This is a genomic window from Collinsella sp. TF08-11AT, from assembly GCF_003437035.1.
In the GTDB taxonomy this organism is placed as follows: Bacteria; Actinomycetota; Coriobacteriia; order Coriobacteriales; family Coriobacteriaceae; genus Collinsella.
Window position 1 is genome coordinate 1 of record NZ_QSRL01000011.1, and the last position, 17,391, is coordinate 17,391.

The window sequence follows — 17,391 nt, forward strand, 5'->3', positions numbered from 1 at the left end:
GAGGGGCCGGAATCCCCCGGCCCGCGATGGAGGGAGGCCGAAATGTCCAGACCCAAGCCGTCCGGAAGGTCGTACGGGAGGCTCACGAGGCACGAGAGGAACACGGTCGAGAGGATGCTCGACCGCAACCGCAGCGCCCGCGAGATCGCCGCGGAGCTCGGCAGGTCGCCCTCGACCGTGACCAGGGAGGTGGCGGCGCACCGCTACGTCACCGCGCCGCGCTCGCGCTACGGCGAGCCCGCGCCCGCGGACCTGTCGGGGGCCTGCCCCAGGCTCTCGGCGTGGCCGAGGTGCTGCAACGGCTGCTCGCACAGGAGGGGCTACGGCTGCTCGAGGAGGCCCAGGGTGTTCTACAGCGCCAGGAGGGCGCAGGAGGCGGCCGACGCCGAGCTGTCGGCGAGCAGGTCCGGGATCGACGAGTCCGAGGAGGGCGCCGCCGCCAAGCTCGCGGCCATCAGGGACGGGCTCGCGCGCGGGCTCTCCCCGCAGCAGATAGCGGCGGCGACCCCCGGGCTCAGCGCCTCCACCGTCTACAGGTGGGTGGACGCCGGATACGACGGCATGACGAACATGGAGCTCAGGCGCAAGGTCGGCTACAGGCCGAGGTCGCGCCGGGCCCCGGGGAGGGCGACGTCCCACTCGGCGCGCAGGTCGCACGCGTCGTTCCTCGCGCTCGGCGAGGACGCCTGCGCCGCGGCCTGGGAGATGGACACCGTCGAGGGCTCCAGGGGCGACTCCGCCAGGCTCCTCACGCTCCTGCACCGCCCGAGCCGCTTCCAGCTGGCCCTGCCGCTGCCGGACGGCACGTGCGCCTCGGTCCTGGCGGCGCTCTCCTCCCTGCGCGGGGTCCTCGGCGAGGACGGCGCGAGGCGCGCCTTCGGCGCCGTGCTCACCGACAACGGCAGCGAGTTCGCCGACGAGGGCGCCATCGCGGCGCTGCTCGGCGAGCGGGACGGCGAGACCAGGCTCTTCTACTGCGACCCCCGGCAGAGCCAGCAGAAGGGCGCGTGCGAGAAGAACCACGTGGAGATCAGGAAGCTGCTGCCCAAGGGCGCCGGGGCCAGGTTCGACCGGCTGGAGGCGGCGGACTGCGCGCTGCTCATGTCGCAGGTGAACTCCGAGCCGAGGGGGGCGCTCGGGTTCCTGACGCCGGCGCGCGTGCTGCGGATGGCCCTCGGGGAGGACGCCTCCGCCCTCATGGACGCGTTCGGGATAGAGGAGCTGGCGCCCGGCGAGCTCGACCTCACGCCCGGCTGCATCGACAGGGCCAGGGCCGCGAGGGGCGAGGGGCCGCTGGCGGGATAGGCGGCGGGCCGGGACATGGGCCGGAGGGCCCGTTGCGCTGAGTCCGGAACGGCTGCGCGGCGGGCTGGCGGAGCATGCGGCGGCGGCATGGGGGCACCGGCCTCCACAGCCTCTCCACCTGCGGAAACGAGGCGACGGCCAGGCGCCGGGGGCTATTTCCGCGTTGCGCTAGCTGCGGAAACGCGGGGTCCGTTCAGGCTGTTGCGTTGAGATTGAAAATCAACCATTTTTTGGCACTAACATTGAATATTAGCCCTGTTGACCGCGGGTGTTCTTTTTGCTAACACGCCATGAGGACACGTGCGCGCGTCCCAACATCCCAAAACCACAGCCTGTTCGCTTTACAACATGCAAACATGCGTTCGATAATAGGAGGCATGGAATATCGACAGACAGATGGCAAAACTCGGCGCGTGCACAAGCAGTATGTGGACGTCGTGGCTCGCATCCTCGCGGGCGGACAGGTCGTGCCGGTCACCGTCTGCTGGGTCGACGGTCGTTGCTTTACGATTGACGAGATTGTCTCGACCACTGGGTTTGGCCTGACGGTTCACGGCATTCGTACGGCAACCTATAAGGTGCGTTTTGGCGGGCACGCGACCGAGTTGTATCTGGAGGACCAGACGCGCGAGCGGGCGGACGGCTCGCAGGCACACGTGATGCGTTGGTGGGTGTGGGCGTTCGACCGAACACTCGAGAGCGAGCGCCGCAGGTAAGAACGCGTGGCGTTCGGGTACAATGGCAGGAAACTTGTCAGCTACGGCGCCGTCGCGGTGCTTTTTGAAAGGACGAAATTATGAACGATATCCAGGGCTATCAGAATGGCCCCATCGAGACCGGCGCAAGCCGTGCCAAGGAGATGTCGCCGCGCGCGTACAACCTTGTCATGTCTGCTCTGATCTTTTTGGGCTTTTGCGCCATGGGCGCCGGTGTTTACTTTACGAGCACCATGTCGTTTGCGCGCATGATGATGAGCGGCGCCGCTTTGCCGCTGGTCTTTGGCTCATTTATTTTGACCATCGTCGGCATGGTCATGATGTCGGCTGCTGCCAGCAAACAGTCCGTGGGCCTGTCACTCGTGGGCTACGTGATCTTTGCGAGCACCTTTGGCCTGACCGCGTCGTTTGGCCTTGCCAACTACGACCTGCCCACCATCAACACCGCCTTTATCGCCACCGCCGCCATCACCTTTGTCTTTGGCGCCTTGGGCGTGACGTTCCCCAAGTTTTTCCAGCGCGTATATGGCATCGGTTTTGGCATTCTGCTCGCCACTATTCTGGTCGAGATCGTGCTGATGTTCATGGGCGTCTCGCAGACCATCACCGACCTGATCGTGATCGTGGTGTTCGCCGGCTTTATTGGCTACGATACCTATGTTGCCACGACGGTGCCGCCCACGCTGCCCAATGCGGTGCTCATGGCGTCCAACCTGTTCGTGGACATTATCAACGTGTTCCTGCGCATCCTGAACATCCTCGGTCGTCGCGACTAGCGCGGGGATTGCAGCGTTTCTTGTCGGACGCGGTAAAACGATGTGAAAGGCGGTCCTGCGGGGCCGTCTTTTTTGTGCACGGCGGGGTATCATGGATGGGAAAAAGCCGACAGCGGCAGCGACAGGAAAGGTGGCCACGTATGGCAGACGTCGACAACAGGAACCGTAACCGCAGGCCCAACCGCGCGGGACAGCCCAATCCCAAGCGTGAGGCGCGTGCCAAGGCCGCCGAGCGCCATGTGGCGACTGTGTCCGAAGCGTGCGCCAAGGATATCGAGCGTTCGCTTGCCGGTGTTCGCGAGTTTGACGGCATGCCCGCCGGCTTTGTCGCGGCGATGAAGGCCAAGGTTCAGACTGCTGTGGCCCCCGAAGAGCAGGTCGCCGAGGACGTCGAGGACGCGGAGACTGCCGAGGTCGAGGCAGCGCCCGAGACCGAGGCAGCGCCCGAGCCCGTCGAGGAGCCTGCCGAGGAAATCGCCGAAGCTGAGTCCGCGCCTGCTGAGGAGCCCGCTCCGGTTCTGCCCGAGGTCACTGTGCTCGATGCCTCCGCCACGCAGACAATCCTCGATAACGGTCGCGGCTATGCGCAGTTCTGCGACATGGCCGTGCTCGCCTTTGCCTCGTTTACCAATCCGGGCGGTGGATATATTCAGGGTTATCTGGGCCAGGAGGCCACGCTGTGCGCCGATTCGTATCTGTACAACGTTCTCGATAGGCAGCGTAAGTGGTACGGTGAGAACCGTCGCCGCAACATCAACTGTGAGCTGTACCGCAACCGTGCGCTGGTGGTGCCCGCGGTGCGCTTCGAGCGCAAGCATGTGCACGCCTATGCCGACGTGATCGTGGCCGCCGCGCCCAACGTCAAGCGTGCCCGCCAGGAGTATCGCGTGAGCGACGATGCTCTGCTGGATGCCCTGCGCGACCGCATCCGCTTTGTGCTCGCCATCTGCGACGAGTTGGGTCGCGAGAAGCTCGTGCTGGGCGCATGGGGCTGCGACAACAACGGCTTTGATGCCGAGGCCGTGGCCGAGCTCTTCCGCAAGGAGCTCGCATCGGGCGACTTCAAGGTCAAGCAGGTCTTCTTTGCCGTGCCCTCTACGCGCTGGGACGAGGACTTCGCCAAATTCGAGCACGTGCTGGCAAACTTCCCCGAGCGAAACGAGGAGTCCTATGCTCAGGTTGCCGCCCGCGCCGCAGCCGCCCGTGCCGCCGAGCAGGCTCAGGCCGCTGCCGAGGACGATGAGGATGACGACGACTGGCGCAAGTACCTGTAAACGGTGCACGTGATGCGACATGCCGAGCCGACGGGGGCTGCTCCCGTCGGCTTTTTATTGAGTGGGGAGCTTACGATGAAAAACGTTCTGTGCTTTGGTGACAGCAACACCTATGGCTATGATCCGGCTGGTATGCGCGATGGCATTTCGGTGCGCTATGCGCAGGATGTGCGCTGGTGTGGCGTGGCCCAACGTGATTTAGGCGAGGGCTGGCATGTAATTGAAGAAGGCCTCAACGGCCGCACGACGGTACGCGACGATATGTGCCATCTGGACACCAATCTTAACGGCATCCGCGCGCTGCCGATGCTGCTCGAGGCTCATAAGCCGCTGGATGCGATCGTTATTATGCTGGGAACTAACGATTGCAAGACGGTCTTTGGTGTGACGGCCTCCGATATTGCCCGTGGCACCATGGCGCTGATTCGCGCGGTGCGTGCATTTCCCTGGACCAATGCCGCACCCTGCCCGCGTATTCTGCTGATGGCACCTATCAAGATCAAGCCCCAAATCGCCGATGTATATATGACCGATTTTGACGAGCGTTCCGTCGAGGCCTCGGAGCATTTTGCTGAATACTATGCGCACGTAGCTGAGCAGTTTGGCTGCGACTTTTTGAATGCCGCCGAGTTTGCCGAGCCGGGCGATATCGACTATCTGCATATGATGCCCGAAAGCCACGAGAGCTTGGGACATGCCGTGGCAGCCAAGCTCCAAGAGATGCTCGGTGAGTAGCGCGACCCCAAGCCACCGCAAAGGGGACAGGCACCTTTGTGGTGGTTTTGCCCGGGTAAACGAACGGATTGGCTGCCATATGGGCATGGACGAGCTCATCGACCTCTTTGCCGAGGGCGATGAGCTCGTCTCCAATACCGCTTTTGAGGATTTGGATCTTGCCTACGACGTGGCGAACGGCGCGACCTTCGATGGCGTTGTGTTCCGATCTTGCGAGTTCGATAGCGTTGACTGGAGCGGCTCGACGTTTCGCGACGTGGTGTTTCGCGGTTGCCGCTTTATCCGCTGCAACATGGAAGGCTGCTGGCTCAGCCGCTGTGACTTCGTTGACTGCTCGGCACCGGGACTCAACTTGCTCAAGGCGCGCCTGTCGAGCGTGTCGTTTGGATCGTGCGATTTGAGCTATGCGAACCTTTCGGAGGGACGCATTGGCCCTATGACAGCATGCGATACACGTCTGAGAGAGGCTGCGTTTCAGGGTGCCAAGCTGGTTCAGATACGCCTGGATGGCTGTGACCTGACGCGTGTTGATGTGTTCAAGACGTCGCTTTCCGGCGTTGATGTGTCGCGCTGTACATTTGCAGCGCCCGTTGTTTCGGGCGATTACCATGAGTTGCGTGGCTTGACGGTCAATGCCGAGCAGGCGCTGGCACTCTCGGGTTTGTTGGGAATTCAACTCGCCGACGAATAGGCGCTCTGGTCCTTTGCTCGACCGCTATCTAAAATCAAACCGTCGCAACATTTAATGATTTTTTGCGTTTGCACGATTTTCATCGAATGTTGCGACGGTTTTTGGTGCAAGGTAGCCTGTCCCTTTTTGGCAGGTTACTGGCTATTTAGTACTGCCACATGTGGTTGACAGGGCCGGAGCCTTTGCCCATGTTCAGGCCGGCGGCCAGAGCGCCGGTTAGGTAGGCCTTGCCGCCGTTGACGGCGTCGGCAAGATCCATGCCCTGGGCCAGCGCGCAGGCGATGGCGGACGAAAGCGTGCAGCCGGTGCCGTGTGTGTTGTCGGTCTCGATGCGCTTGTGGCGGAACCACGTGGTGAGCGGATCGCCCAGATGGTTGCCCTCGTCATCGAGTGGTGCGGGTTCGGCCAATACATCGTTAGCCTCGTTGACAAGATGCCCACCCTTAACGAGGGATGCGCAACCAAAGCGGCGGGTGAGGAGCATGGCAGCATTTTGCTGTGTGCGCTCGGAGTCGACCTCGTAGTCAAGCAGGGCCATGGCCTCGGGAATATTGGGCGTGATGACGGTTGCTAGTGGGAACAGGCGGCGGGTGAGCGCCTCGGCGGCATCTTCGGCAATCAGCCGTGCGCCCGAGGTGGCTACCATGACGGGGTCGACGACCACGTTTGTCGCGTTCCAGGCGCTCAGGCGGTCGGCGATAACCTCGATAATCTCGGCAGAGGAAACCATGCCGATCTTGACGGCGCTGGGGCGGATATCGTCAAATACGGCGTCGATCTGCGCAGCGACGATATCAGGGGAGATATTCTGCACGGCGGTGACACCGAGCGTGTTTTGTGCGGTGATGGCGGTGATGGCCGTCTCGGCATACAGGCGGTGCGCCGTGATGGTCTTGATGTCGGCCTGAATGCCGGCGCCGCCGCTGGAATCGGATCCTGCGATGGACAGGACGGCAGGTACCTTACTGCGATCCATGTTTGCTCCCTTGTTCGGTCGGAATCAAATGGGTCTTTAAGCCAGCATTATAAAGATGCCCGGGCCGACTCTATGTCGAACCCGGGCGGGCGATGCAATCTTTACGCAAATGTAAGCAAATGTTCACACGTCAACAATTGACGAACACCATGTTACCGATTGTGGCTCCGATGACGAGTTAGTCCTCCATGCCGAGGTCGATCGTCGTGCCTTCGAACACCTTGTTAACGGTGCGGACGGCGCACATCTTGCCGCACATGGTGCAGGTGCCCTCGGTGGCGGCGGGGGATTCCTCGTAGCGCTTCTTACCGGTGACCGGATCGAGAGCACACTTCCACATGGCATCCCAGTCGAGCTTGCGACGTGCCTGGCCCATCTTGTCATCCATGTCGCGGGCGTGCGGCACCTTCTTGGCGATATCGGCGGCGTGCGCGGCAATCTTGGTGGCCATGAGGCCATCGAGCACGTCCTGGGCGTTGGGCAGGCACAAGTGCTCGGCCGGCGTCACGTAGCACAGGAAGTCGGCGCCGGAGCTGGCGGAGATGGCGCCGCCGATGGCAGCGGTGATGTGGTCGTAACCCACGCCGATATCGGTCACCAGCGGCCCGAGCACATAGAACGGGGCGTTGTGGCACAGACGCTTCTGCAGTTTCATGTTGGCGGCGATCTCGTCGAGCGCCATGTGGCCCGGGCCCTCGACCATGACCTGGACGCCGGCGGCCCAGGCGCGCTTGCACAGCTTGCCCAGCTCGATCATCTCGGCGGTCTCGGTGGCGTCGTTGGAGTCGTAGAGACAGCCCGGGCGGCAGGAGTCGCCGAGCGAGATCGTCACATCGTACTCGTGGCAGATCTCGAGCACCTCGTCGTAAAACTCGTAGAAGGGGTTCTCGTTGCCGGTGACCTCCATCCAGCCAAACAGCAGCGAGCCGCCGCGGCTGACGATGTTCATCAGGCGGCCGGTCTCCTTAAAGGTCTTGATGACCGATTTGTTGATGCCGCAGTGGATGGTCATAAAGTCCACGCCGTCCTCGGCGTGTGCGCGCACGACCTCGAGCAGGTCGTCCTTGGTAAGCTTGACCAGCGGCTTTTCCATGTAGCCGATGGCGTCGTACATGGGCACCGTGCCCACCATGAGCGGCGTCTCGTCGATGAGCTGCTGGCGGAACTGGCGCGTCTTGCCCGAGTTGGAGAGGTCCATGATGGCGTCGGCGCCGTAGTCCTCGGCGATCTTGACCTTCTTCCACTCCTCGGCGGCATCGGCCTTGTCGCCCGAGATGCCCAGGTTGACGTTGACCTTGGTGGCCAGGCCCTCGCCGACACCAAAGGCGCGCATGCCCTTTTTGATATGCACGATGTTGGCGGGAATGGCGATGCGGCCGTCGGCCACGCGCTCGCGGATGTACTCGGGGTCGCGATGCTCGCGCTCGGCGACCTCCTTCATCTGCGGTGTGATCTGCCCGGCGCGGGCGAAGTCGATTTGTGTGACGAGCTTGGGCTCGGTCTGTGTGCTCATTGGCACGGCTCCCTTCGTTGGCATTACCCATATCAGGTTTGCGGGTCAGGGCGGGCGCGCCCAATCTCAGCCTGTCGTCTTGTCCTGCAAGCTCCCCGTTATGTCATGGGCTCAAGTATAGCCTGAATGGGTACGATTGGGCCAACGAGCGTGCCTGTGGGGAGGCGAACATGGAAGACAAGCATCTATATCGAGAGACGCAATGGGATGTATCGGCCGAGGAAAGCCGTGCGCACCATGGCCTTGTCGCGATTGGTTTTGCGGTGCTTGCCGTGCTGGTGATTGCCTTTTTTATCTGGACGTTTGGCGGTCACGGCGGCGCTGCATGGGAGTTCGAGGCCGACGATGCCCTGCCGATCATGACAGTGAAGGTTACGGGCGGCAATACCGTTGCCGCGCCGGGCGACTATTGGTATTCGCGCGATGGATTTGTCCAGCTTCAGCTGAGCGGTGGGTCTATTCCTGGTGAGGAAATCGAACGCGTGACGTATGATGCGGCGCTCAAAACGCTGACGGTGAAGCTCAAAGATCAAGGAGATGTGCCCACGACTATGGATATCGCCCTGACGGAATGGCGTCTGGAGCCTCCGACGGGTGTTGCGGTGTCCGAGGTTGAGCACGTCAAGATTGTCTATCAGGACGGTTCGACAAACGGGATTGCAAAGGCCGATGGCTTGGCGGAGTAACGGAGTGTTTGGAAACGGCGGGCCTATTGTGCCTGCGCGTTCATGAAAACCAGGGTGTTTTTGTCTGAAAGCTCGGGGATGTGACGATAGCCGATGTTGAATGCGGTGAGCCCGCTTACATCCTCGAGCTTGTTTTCTGCCATCCAGCGCACCATGGAGCCGCGCGCCTTTTTGCTGGCGGTCGATCGCTGAACGGGCTTATCGTTGCGGACGTCTTCGCCAAAAAGGCAGGTGATAACCGTTGTATCCTGTGCAGCATGGGGCAGGACGGCTTTGGCGTATTCCACGCTGGCAAGGTTGACGATCGTAGCGTTGGAGCCCGCCGGAGCGATGACCCGTGCGAGTTTGTCGCCCCAAAACGCGTAGAGGTCTCGGGCATCGTCGACGGCAAGCTTCGCCCCCATTTCGAGCCGATAGGGCGACACGCCGTGGAAGGGGCGTGCGCATCCGTAAAGGCCCGAGAGGATCCACAGATGGTCTTGCAGCCATGCGAGCTGCGCGGAATCCATCACCTCGGGCGCCATGCTCTCGTATTGAATGCCGTGATAGGACATGACGGCAGGGGAGAGGTGGCGGGCGAGTGCGGGATTGTCGAGATCGCCGTTATTCAGGATGGGCCGGAACTCACGCAGGGTGTTGAGGCAAGGTCCCAGCAGTTTGTCACTCACGTTCCACAGCGCCTGCAGGCCGCCGCTGCCTTCATTCCGCTCGATATCTAGCAATGCGCGGTGGAGGCGAGCCGTCTCGTGCGCAGAGGGTGGAATGCCCTGGACTTCAAAAGCATCTTGGGCCGCGCGCATTTGCTTGGCGGGCGAAATGATGACCTGCAGCATGGACTCTCCTCTGCCAAAAAGGAAGTTGCGGTGGAATACGGTCTGTCTTGGCCGTTTGTGGGCCAGTTTAGTCCGTATTTCACCGCAACTGACGAAGGGTTGGTTAGGCGCGCTCGATGAAGGCCTTGTAGCCGCGGTAGGCCTCGTAGATATCGGCCTTGTTGGCGACCTCCCACAGGGCGTGCATGGACAGGACGGCAACGCCGGAGTCGATGACGTTCATGCCGTACTTGGCCATGATGTAGGCGATGGTGCCGCCGCCGCCCGCGTTGACGCGGCCGAGCTCGCAGGTCTGGAAGTCCACGCCTGCCTCGTCCATGATGTCGCGGATGAGGGCCACATACTCGGCGTCGGCGTCGTTGGAGCCGCCCTTGCCGCGGCTGCCCGTGTACTTGTTAAAGCACAGGCCGCGACCCATGAAGGCTGCGTTCTTGGTCTCGAACTTGCCAGCATAGCCCGGGTCGAAGCCGGCAGACACGTCAGAGGAGAGCATGCGGCTGCGGGCGAGCGCGCGGCGCAGGGCCAGCGGGCTATCCTCGCCGGCGAGCGTCATGATCTCGGCGACGGTGTTCTCGAAGAAGCGGCTCGTCATGCCGGTGGCGCCCACGGAGCCGATCTCCTCCTTGTCGACAATGAGCGTGATGCTCGTGCGCTCGACATTGGCCACATTGATCTGGGCGAGCATGGAGGGGTAGGCACAGACGCGGTCGTCGTGGCCATAGCCCAGAATCATGGAGCGGTCGAGGCCCATGTCGCGGGCCGGGCCGGCGGGCACGACCTCGATCTCGGCGGAGAGGAAGTCCTCCTCCTCGACGGCGTACTGCTCCTTGAGGATGTCCAGGAACATCTGCTTGACGGGCTCCTTGGGGGCGTCCTTGTCGTCCTCGTCAAACTTGACGGGGCGGCCGCCCACGATCACGTCGAGGATCTCGGCGTCGACGGCGTCCTTGGCGGGCTTGGCCATCTGCTCGCTCGAGAGGTGGATCAGCAGGTCGGAGATGGTAAAGACCGGGTCGTCGGCCTTGTCACCGATGTTGATGTCGACGGTGGTGCCGTCCTTTTTGCAGATGACGCCTACGAGTGCGAGCGGGGAAGCGACCCAGTGGTAGCTCTTGACGCCGCCATAGTAGTGCGTGTCGAGATAAGCCATGTCGCCGGCCTCGAAGGCGGGGTTCTGCTTGAGGTCCAGGCGCGGCGAGTCCACGTGGGCGCCCAGGATGTTAAAGCCCTGCTCGAGCGGGGCGGTTCCCAGGTTGACGAGCATCAGGTCCTTGCCGTGGTTGGCGGCGAACACCTTGTCGCCGGCCTTGAGCTCGCGGCCCTCGGCGATCACAGTCTCCAGGTCGACGTAGCCCGCCTCCTCGGCCATCTTGATGCCGGTCTTGACGCACAAGCGCTCGGTCTTGTTCTCGCTCAAAAACTGCTTATAGCCGCGGCAAAGCTCCTCGAGCTCCTCGATTTGCTGTGGCGTGTACTTTTTCCATGCGCAGGGACGCTCCATGACGCAGGCTCCTTTCGGATCGATCGTGCTGGTTGATGTACCGTGAGCCATCGTATCACGCGCGGGCCCGCGGCGGCGGGGAAGCTTGATGTGCTGTGGCTGTGGGGCGGGGAGCGTGTAAACTGGTGTGAGCAAGCCGTGCCCAGCCCAAAGCGAGGTATTCAATATGTCTGACAAGCGCCGTACCTTTGCCGTCATCGACGGCAACTCGCTCATGCACCGCGCCTTCCACGCCGTGCCGCCCACCATGAACGCGCCGGACGGTCGTCCCACCAACGCGATCTTTGGCTTTTTGAATATGTTCCTCAAGATGATTGACGCCTTTAATCCCGACGGCGTTGTCGTGGCGTTTGACAAGGGCAAGCCGCGCGTGCGCATGGAGATGCTGCCGCAGTACAAGGCTCAGCGCCCGCCCATGGACCCCGATCTGCACGCACAGTTTCCCATGATTAAGGAGCTGCTCGCCGCACTCAACGTGCCGATTTTGCAGTCCGAGGGCTGGGAAGGCGATGACATCTTGGGCACTATGGCGCGCCTGGGCGAGCAGGCCGGCTGTGATATGTTGCTGGTGACCGGTGATCGCGATATGTATCAGCTCGTGACCGAGCACGTTAACGTGGTCTCGACCCGCAAGGGCCTGTCCGACGTGGCGATCATGACGCCCGAGAGCGTGGACGATCTGTATCACGGCATCACGCCGGCGCTCGTGCCCGATTTTTATGGTCTGAAGGGCGACACGTCCGACAACATCCCCGGCGTGCCGGGCATCGGCCCCAAAAAGGCGAGCGCGCTCATTGCGCAGTACGGTAGCCTGGACGAGGTCATCGCACACGCCGACGAGGTCAAGGGCAAGATGGGAGAAAACCTGCGCGCGCACATCGATGATGCGCTGCTGAGCCGCAAGGTCGCAACCATCCGCACCGATGCACCCGTTGAGCTCGATTTTGAGGCGACGTCCTTCCCGGCGTTTTCCGCCGATGAGGTTTCCGCGGCACTGGGCACGCTCGGCATCACCGCCATGCAGAACCGTTTCTTGGCGCTGATCGGCGGCGAGGGTGGCGCTGCTGCCACTGTCAGCACGTTTGAGATGCCCGCCGTTTTGCGCGCAGCCGCCGGCGATACTGACGCGCTTGGTGCCGTTGCAGATGAGGTCTCCCGCGCGATTGATGTCGGCGAGTGGGTCGCCGCCGTGGTGGACGATGACAAGGAAGAGGGCGCGCTCTTTGGGCTGACGCGCACGCTGTGGTTGGCGACGTCCAAGGGCCTGTTTGCGCTCGAGGAGGGCGACAGCGGTGCGGCGGCTGAGGTTGAGGGCTTCAACTTCGCCCACGGCGTGATTGCCGGCGTGCTCGCGCGTCTGTTTATGGAAGGCCGTGTGGCGAGCCCGGATACGAAGGCGCTGCTGCATGAGCTTTCGCCCGTCGACTCTTCTGAGCCCGAGCTCATGGACCCGCTGTCCGCTGATTCCACGCGTATCTTCGATACCGTGGTCGCTGCCTATCTGCTGGATTCCGATCGCTCCGAGTTCGATGAGGCGTATCTGGCCGATACCTATCTGCAGATGGCGCTGCCTGCGGCGCGCGGCGCAGAGGGTGCCGGCGAGGACGCTCCTGCGCCTGCCGCCCGTACTGCGGCCTTGACGCTGGCGCTCGTGGCACCGTTGCGCGAGTGCATGGCCCGTGAGAATGCCGCCAACGTGTTCGATGGCATCGAGATGCCGCTCGTGCCGGTGCTTGCCAAGATGGAGCGCGCGGGCATGCTCGTGGACCCCGACCGCCTGCACAGTCTGTCCGAGGGCCTGGCGACCCAGATTTCCGAGGTTGAGCGCAGCATTCGCGACCTGGCTGGCGACGAGACCTTTAACATCGGCAGCCCCATGCAGCTCTCGCACGTGCTGTTTGATGTTATGGGGCTTCCGACCAAGGGCCTCAAAAAGACCAAGCGCGGCTACTATTCGACCAACGCCAAGGTGTTGAGCGACCTTGCCCGCGACCACGAGATCGTGCGCCTGATTTTGGACTGGCGCGAGAAGTCCAAGATTAAGTCGACCTATCTGGACACGCTGGGCCCGCTGCGCCGTGGTGACGGTCGCGTGCACACCACGTACAACCAGACCATTACCGCAACGGGACGTCTGTCCTCGAGCGACCCGAACCTGCAGAACATTCCGACGCGCTCTGAGCTGGGTCGTACCGTCAAGACGGCGTTCTCGGCGGGCGAGGGCAGCGTCTTTTTGGCGGTGGACTACTCGCAGATCGAGCTGCGCCTGCTCGCGCATCTTTCGGGTGACGAGCACCTGGTGCGCGCCTTCAACGAGGGCGAGGACTTCCATGCCGAGACGGCCGCGCGCGTATTTGGCGTGCCGGTGTCCGAGGTGACACCCGACCTGCGCAGCCGCGCCAAGGCCGTGAACTTTGGCATTGTGTACGGCCAGCAGGCCTATGGCCTGTCGCAGTCGCTGCACATCTCGATGGCCGAGGCGCGCGACATGATCGATCGCTACTACGAGGCCTACCCGGGCGTGCGCAAGTTCCTCGACAACGTGGTGGCACGTGCCAAGCAGACGGGCTATGCCGAGACCATGTATGGCCGCAGACGCCATATTCCCGAGCTCAAGGCCAAAAACCCGCAACTCCGCGGCTTTGGCGAGCGCACGGCCATGAACCACCCCATGCAGGGCACTGCGGCCGACATCATCAAGATCGCGATGGCCCGCGTGAGCCGCCGTCTGGAAGAAGAGGGCTTTGCCGCCCACATGATTCTGCAGGTACACGACGAACTGGACTTTGAGTGCCCCGTCAACGAAGTCGAGCGCCTCACCGCCATGGTCCGCGACGTCATGGAACACGTAGTAGACCTCCGCGTCCCGTTGATCGCCGAAGCCTCAACCGGAGTAACCTGGGCCGACGCGAAATAGGAAAGCACTCCGTAAGGCAAGCTCGCCCAGGCGCAAGCCCCCACATACTTAAGATTTGGGACAAACACTACTGATTAATTTGTCCCACAGTAAACCAAAACAGAGGGGAGCCCCTTCCAACAAGGGGCTCCCCTCTGCTCAAATCATTTCAGCTAAGTATCTAGACACTCAAGACGCCATCTTGGCGGCAGGTAAGTAAACCTAGGGCCTGGCCGGGCGTCGCGGGTTAACTTTTCGTAGATTCCGCACGCAAAGAAAGCCACTTAATGTGGCTTTCGTCTTGCGCAGGACCTGACCGAGCGAAAAGTTAACCCGCGACGCCCGGCCAGGCCCGACGAGCCACGTTAACGAGCCGCCAAGATGGCGTCGATGAGCGTCAGTACGCCCCCGTCGTTGTTGCTCGGAATACGCCACTTGGCATGCGCGTTCATGTGCTCCTCGGCATTGTCCACGATAAAGCTGTGTCCGACGCGCTCCAGCATGGGGATGTCGTTGTAGGTATCGCCCACGGCGGCGGCATCGGCGATATCAATGCCCAACTGCTCGCACAGATGCGCGACGCCGGCGCCCTTGTCGACACCCAGGTTCATAAAGTCGATCCACTCGCGGCCGGCATTGGTGACATAGAGCTGATCCGAGAACGCGGGGTTATAGGTCTCGCGGAACGCGGGCTCGGCATCGTAGGCAGGGAAAAAGATCGAGATCTTATTGGACTCGATATCAATGCCCTCAAAGGTGTCGACGTAGTTGATCGTGTTGTAGTAGACGCTGATCTCGTCGTGGAATTGATGGTCGCGGGCGAGCACATAGAACTCGTCGTAGCAGCACAGGACGGGAACGGCGCGCGGGTCCTCCGAGGCACGAGCGAGCACCTGCTGATACAGCGCCACATCGATGTTGCTCTTATAGATATAGCTGCCGCGATAGATGACGCAGGCTCCGTTGTCGGGACAAAAAGCAAGGCGGTTCTTGATGCCCTCGAACATCTCCTCGAGCTTGGGAGCGGGACGTCCGCTGGCGGGGCAGAATACGATGCCGGCGTCGGCGAGCTTGTCCAGACGCTCATCAAGACCCTGCGGCAACACGCGCTCGTCGGTGAGCAGCGTCTTGTCCATGTCGACGGCGATGAGTTTAATGTTGCCGATGTTGGCGTCTGATTCATAAGTCTGCATAAATGCGCCTTTCCGTTTCCAGATTGTTTCGGGCGTAATGACCCTCTGCTATGTAATCGAGCGTATTTTCGCAGGAATGGTGCGTACTTGCACTGCAATTCACAAACTAATGAAAAAACTTTTCAGAAATTTGAATTTGTCGCTTGTACAGCAGGCACTTTAGCGTAATATAGCGACCATCGAAAACGGAGACGGCAAAAGCACCGCTTACCGAGGAAAAGGTACCGTTTGCGATATTAGAATTGCGCCCGGCGATAGGTGAAAGGAGAGGCAGATGCAGTTCGTAAAGATCATCACTACTGCAGACAATGCCATCCGACGCCAGCGCGCAATTTCCCGACGACGATAACAATCGTCTCTGTCCGTATGGGGCGAATTGCCTCAACAGAGTCATTTTGAGGTCGTTGGGTTTTAGCACGACATTGCTGCATGTTTCTAGGGCATGTTGTGCTGCTTTTTGCTATTTAACCTGATATTGCACGGTTTTTGACCTCGAAATGACTTGCAACTGACCGATGTTCTAACTAGCTACCAAGGGCGAAAGGAAACAGCCATGAGCAAGGAAAAAGTCGTTCTCGCATATTCCGGTGGTCTTGATACATCCGTATGTGTCAAGTGGCTCCAGGACGAGAAGAATCTCGATGTTGTTTGTGTCTGCGGCAACGTGGGCCAGGAGGAGACCGGTCTGGACGCCAAGAAGCAGAAGGCCCTCGACCTGGGCGTTCTGGATTGCCAGGTGCTCGATCTGCGCGACGAGTTCTCCGATGAGTTCCTGACTAAGGCTATCGCCGCAAACTCTATGTACGAGAACAAGTATCCGCTGCTCTCCGCCCTGTCCCGCCCGTTGCTCGCCAAGAAGCTTGTCGAGGTCGCTCACGAGTTTGGCGCGACCTACGTCGCTCACGGCTGCACCGGCAAGGGTAACGACCAGGTTCGTTTTGAGGCTGCCGTCAAGGCCCTCGACCCCGAGCTTAAGGTTATCGCCCCGGTTCGCGAGTGGGATCTGAAGTGCCGTCCCGACGAGGTCGCCTATGCTCACGCCCACAACGTGCCGGTTCCCGAGGGTGCCAATGACAACCCCTATTCCATCGACGATAACCTGTGGGGTCGTGCCATTGAGTGCGGCCACCTGGAGGATCCCTGGAACGAGCCGCTCGATGACGCCTGGGTTATGACCAAGAATCCCGAGGACACGCCCGACACCCCGACGTATACCGAGATTGAGTTTGAGGCGGGCAAGCCCGTCGCCGTCGACGGCAAGAAGATGAAGCTCTCCGAGATCGTCATCGCCCTCAACAAGATTTCGGGCGACAACGGCTTTGGTCGCCTGGACCTGGTCGAGGATCGTCTGGTGGGCCTCAAGAGCCGCGAGTGCTACGAGGTTCCCGGCGCCCTGACGCTCATCACTGCCCACAAGGCGCTTGAGGATATCTGCGTTGAGGGCGACCTGCTCAAGACCAAGATTAAGCTCGAGCAGGATTGGGCCACCGCCGTGTACAATGGCCAGTGGTACAGCCCGCTCAAAAACGCGCTCGACGCCTTTATGGCCGACACCCAGAAGTTCGTGACCGGTACCGTCCGTCTGAAGTTCTTTAAGGGCAACTGTCATGTCGTCGGCCGCAAGAGCCCCTTCAGCCTCTACGACTACGGTCTGGCTACCTACGACCGCGACACCACGTTTGACGAGAAGGCCAGCGCCGGCTTTATCGAGATCGATACGCTGTCGCTCAAGACGTGGGCAAAGGTCCAGGGTCCCAGCTCCGCTGCCGCTCAGGCCTAGCGCCTCCTTTCCTTGGTATCCGCGCGGCCCATCCGCGTGATACATAACGGGCGCACGGGGTCCCTACCTTTCGTTATGCTTGCTGACACTTCTTAACATCGGTGGCCCCTACGTTCCGCCCGCATATATGATGCCGCGTCTGCGGCTGAGTCCGAGCCCCGCCGGGGTTGTCCGGCGGGGCTCCTTCTATCAATTTGGCGGCTCTGGGCCTATATATGAGGAGTATCCATTATGTCCAACGCTATCGCGCATGCCTTACTTGCCCTCGCGCCCGAGTTCGATGCTGCAAAGGTCGAGGACGTTCCTGTGAGCCTGAAGGCCTGGATCGATGGTTCGCAAGGCAACATCCGGAGGGAGAAGTTGGGCACCAAGTGCCTCGTGCGTCACTTCTTTGCATATTAGCTACATGGCCCCGTGCACGGTGGGGAATGTGTAAAACTAGCGGTTGAAAAATCGCTTTAGCGACATGGCTCATTGCTTTGGGCGCTTGTTTTGGTATTTGGAGAAAGGGGACGG

The 17,391-nt window shown here is 61.3% G+C and carries 15 protein-coding genes and 1 riboswitch; of the genes, 10 read left to right on the top strand and 5 right to left on the bottom strand.

Going from position 1 to position 17,391, the window contains the following annotated elements:
- Positions 1 to 42 precede the first annotated feature (42 nt).
- From DXC79_RS07480 to DXC79_RS07505, 6 genes are all read left to right on the top strand, one after another.
- Positions 43 to 1,305: an IS30 family transposase gene (locus tag DXC79_RS07480; RefSeq protein WP_117635719.1), complete on the top strand. Its 1,263-nt coding sequence runs from the start codon at positions 43 to 45 to the stop codon at positions 1,303 to 1,305.
- A 377-nt stretch (positions 1,306 to 1,682) separates the two neighbouring features.
- The gene (locus DXC79_RS07485) at positions 1,683 to 2,021 is read left to right on the top strand and encodes a hypothetical protein (RefSeq protein WP_147327487.1); all 339 of its coding nucleotides are present in this window, start codon (positions 1,683 to 1,685) and stop codon (positions 2,019 to 2,021) included.
- An 80-nt stretch (positions 2,022 to 2,101) separates the two neighbouring features.
- On the top strand, positions 2,102 to 2,797 hold the full coding sequence (locus DXC79_RS07490; RefSeq protein WP_117635721.1) for a Bax inhibitor-1 family protein: 696 nt from the start codon (positions 2,102 to 2,104) through the stop codon (positions 2,795 to 2,797).
- Positions 2,798 to 2,937: 140 nt separating this feature from the next.
- On the top strand, positions 2,938 to 4,071 hold the full coding sequence (locus DXC79_RS07495) for a TIGR02452 family protein (protein ID WP_117635722.1): 1,134 nt from the start codon (positions 2,938 to 2,940) through the stop codon (positions 4,069 to 4,071).
- Positions 4,072 to 4,146: 75 nt separating this feature from the next.
- A complete protein-coding gene (locus DXC79_RS07500; RefSeq protein WP_158550991.1) occupies positions 4,147 to 4,806 on the top strand; it encodes an SGNH/GDSL hydrolase family protein in 660 nt (219 codons plus the stop codon).
- Positions 4,807 to 4,885: 79 nt separating this feature from the next.
- Positions 4,886 to 5,497 carry a pentapeptide repeat-containing protein gene (locus tag DXC79_RS07505; protein WP_117635724.1) on the top strand — a complete coding sequence of 204 codons (612 nt, stop codon included), beginning with the start codon at positions 4,886 to 4,888 and terminating at the stop codon, positions 5,495 to 5,497.
- A gap of 145 nt (positions 5,498 to 5,642) precedes the next feature.
- Here DXC79_RS07505 and thiD read toward each other — a convergent pair whose 3' ends face one another.
- Positions 5,643 to 6,473, bottom strand: coding sequence for a bifunctional hydroxymethylpyrimidine kinase/phosphomethylpyrimidine kinase (gene thiD / locus DXC79_RS07510; protein ID WP_117635725.1), 831 nt, complete (start codon positions 6,471 to 6,473; stop codon positions 5,643 to 5,645).
- Positions 6,474 to 6,651: 178 nt separating this feature from the next.
- A complete protein-coding gene (gene thiC / locus DXC79_RS07515; RefSeq protein WP_117635726.1) occupies positions 6,652 to 7,986 on the bottom strand; it encodes a phosphomethylpyrimidine synthase ThiC in 1,335 nt (444 codons plus the stop codon).
- Positions 7,978 to 8,094, bottom strand: a riboswitch (TPP riboswitch). It overlaps the preceding gene by 9 nt.
- 62 nt (positions 8,095 to 8,156) lie before the next feature.
- Here thiC and DXC79_RS07520 point away from each other — a divergent pair.
- Positions 8,157 to 8,672, top strand: a complete 516-nt coding sequence (locus tag DXC79_RS07520) for a hypothetical protein (RefSeq protein WP_117635727.1) — start codon at positions 8,157 to 8,159, stop codon at positions 8,670 to 8,672.
- A 23-nt stretch (positions 8,673 to 8,695) separates the two neighbouring features.
- Here the strand turns inward: DXC79_RS07520 and DXC79_RS07525 are convergent, their stop codons facing one another.
- Positions 8,696 to 9,505, bottom strand: a complete 810-nt coding sequence (locus DXC79_RS07525) for a YaaA family protein (RefSeq protein ID WP_117635728.1) — start codon at positions 9,503 to 9,505, stop codon at positions 8,696 to 8,698.
- A gap of 103 nt (positions 9,506 to 9,608) precedes the next feature.
- Entirely contained in the window at positions 9,609 to 11,006 is a 1,398-nt protein-coding gene (locus tag DXC79_RS07530) for an aminopeptidase (protein WP_117635729.1), read from the bottom strand.
- Between the two features lie 166 nt (positions 11,007 to 11,172).
- Here DXC79_RS07530 and polA point away from each other — a divergent pair, with 166 nt between their 5' ends.
- Positions 11,173 to 13,923: a DNA polymerase I gene (polA, locus tag DXC79_RS07535; protein ID WP_117635730.1), complete on the top strand. Its 2,751-nt coding sequence runs from the start codon at positions 11,173 to 11,175 to the stop codon at positions 13,921 to 13,923.
- 344 nt (positions 13,924 to 14,267) lie between these two features.
- On the opposite strand, the gene DXC79_RS07540 is transcribed toward polA, so the two are convergent.
- Positions 14,268 to 15,095: a Cof-type HAD-IIB family hydrolase gene (locus tag DXC79_RS07540; protein WP_117584207.1), complete on the bottom strand. Its 828-nt coding sequence runs from the start codon at positions 15,093 to 15,095 to the stop codon at positions 14,268 to 14,270.
- Between the two features lie 553 nt (positions 15,096 to 15,648).
- On the opposite strand from DXC79_RS07540, the gene DXC79_RS07545 reads away from it, so the two are divergent.
- Positions 15,649 to 16,875 (top strand): argininosuccinate synthase, encoded by a 1,227-nt coding sequence (locus DXC79_RS07545; protein WP_035138001.1) that lies wholly within the window; start codon positions 15,649 to 15,651, stop codon positions 16,873 to 16,875.
- Between the two features lie 231 nt (positions 16,876 to 17,106).
- The gene (locus tag DXC79_RS10060; RefSeq protein WP_158550992.1) at positions 17,107 to 17,277 is read left to right on the top strand and encodes a hypothetical protein; all 171 of its coding nucleotides are present in this window, start codon (positions 17,107 to 17,109) and stop codon (positions 17,275 to 17,277) included.
- The last annotated feature ends 114 nt before the right edge of the window (positions 17,278 to 17,391 follow it).

Excerpts from the sequence above, each read along its gene's own strand:
- DXC79_RS07520 (WP_117635727.1), top strand. The coding sequence starts at position 8,157 with ATGGAAGACAAGCATCTATATCGAGAGACGCAATGGGATGTATCGGCC.
- DXC79_RS07530 (WP_117635729.1), bottom strand. The coding sequence starts at position 11,006 with ATGGAGCGTCCCTGCGCATGGAAAAAGTACACGCCACAGCAAATCGAG.
- DXC79_RS07545 (WP_035138001.1), top strand. The coding sequence starts at position 15,649 with ATGAGCAAGGAAAAAGTCGTTCTCGCATATTCCGGTGGTCTTGATACA.
- DXC79_RS07540 (WP_117584207.1), bottom strand. The coding sequence starts at position 15,095 with ATGCAGACTTATGAATCAGACGCCAACATCGGCAACATTAAACTCATC.
- DXC79_RS07525 (WP_117635728.1), bottom strand. The coding sequence starts at position 9,505 with ATGCTGCAGGTCATCATTTCGCCCGCCAAGCAAATGCGCGCGGCCCAA.
- DXC79_RS07500 (WP_158550991.1), top strand. The coding sequence starts at position 4,147 with ATGAAAAACGTTCTGTGCTTTGGTGACAGCAACACCTATGGCTATGAT.
- DXC79_RS10060 (WP_158550992.1), top strand. The coding sequence starts at position 17,107 with ATGTCCAACGCTATCGCGCATGCCTTACTTGCCCTCGCGCCCGAGTTC.
- thiD (WP_117635725.1), bottom strand. The coding sequence starts at position 6,473 with ATGGATCGCAGTAAGGTACCTGCCGTCCTGTCCATCGCAGGATCCGAT.
- DXC79_RS07485 (WP_147327487.1), top strand. The coding sequence starts at position 1,683 with ATGGAATATCGACAGACAGATGGCAAAACTCGGCGCGTGCACAAGCAG.
- polA (WP_117635730.1), top strand. The coding sequence starts at position 11,173 with ATGTCTGACAAGCGCCGTACCTTTGCCGTCATCGACGGCAACTCGCTC.
- DXC79_RS07505 (WP_117635724.1), top strand. The coding sequence starts at position 4,886 with ATGGGCATGGACGAGCTCATCGACCTCTTTGCCGAGGGCGATGAGCTC.
- thiC (WP_117635726.1), bottom strand. The coding sequence starts at position 7,986 with ATGAGCACACAGACCGAGCCCAAGCTCGTCACACAAATCGACTTCGCC.
- DXC79_RS07495 (WP_117635722.1), top strand. The coding sequence starts at position 2,938 with ATGGCAGACGTCGACAACAGGAACCGTAACCGCAGGCCCAACCGCGCG.
- DXC79_RS07490 (WP_117635721.1), top strand. The coding sequence starts at position 2,102 with ATGAACGATATCCAGGGCTATCAGAATGGCCCCATCGAGACCGGCGCA.
- DXC79_RS07480 (WP_117635719.1), top strand. The coding sequence starts at position 43 with ATGTCCAGACCCAAGCCGTCCGGAAGGTCGTACGGGAGGCTCACGAGG.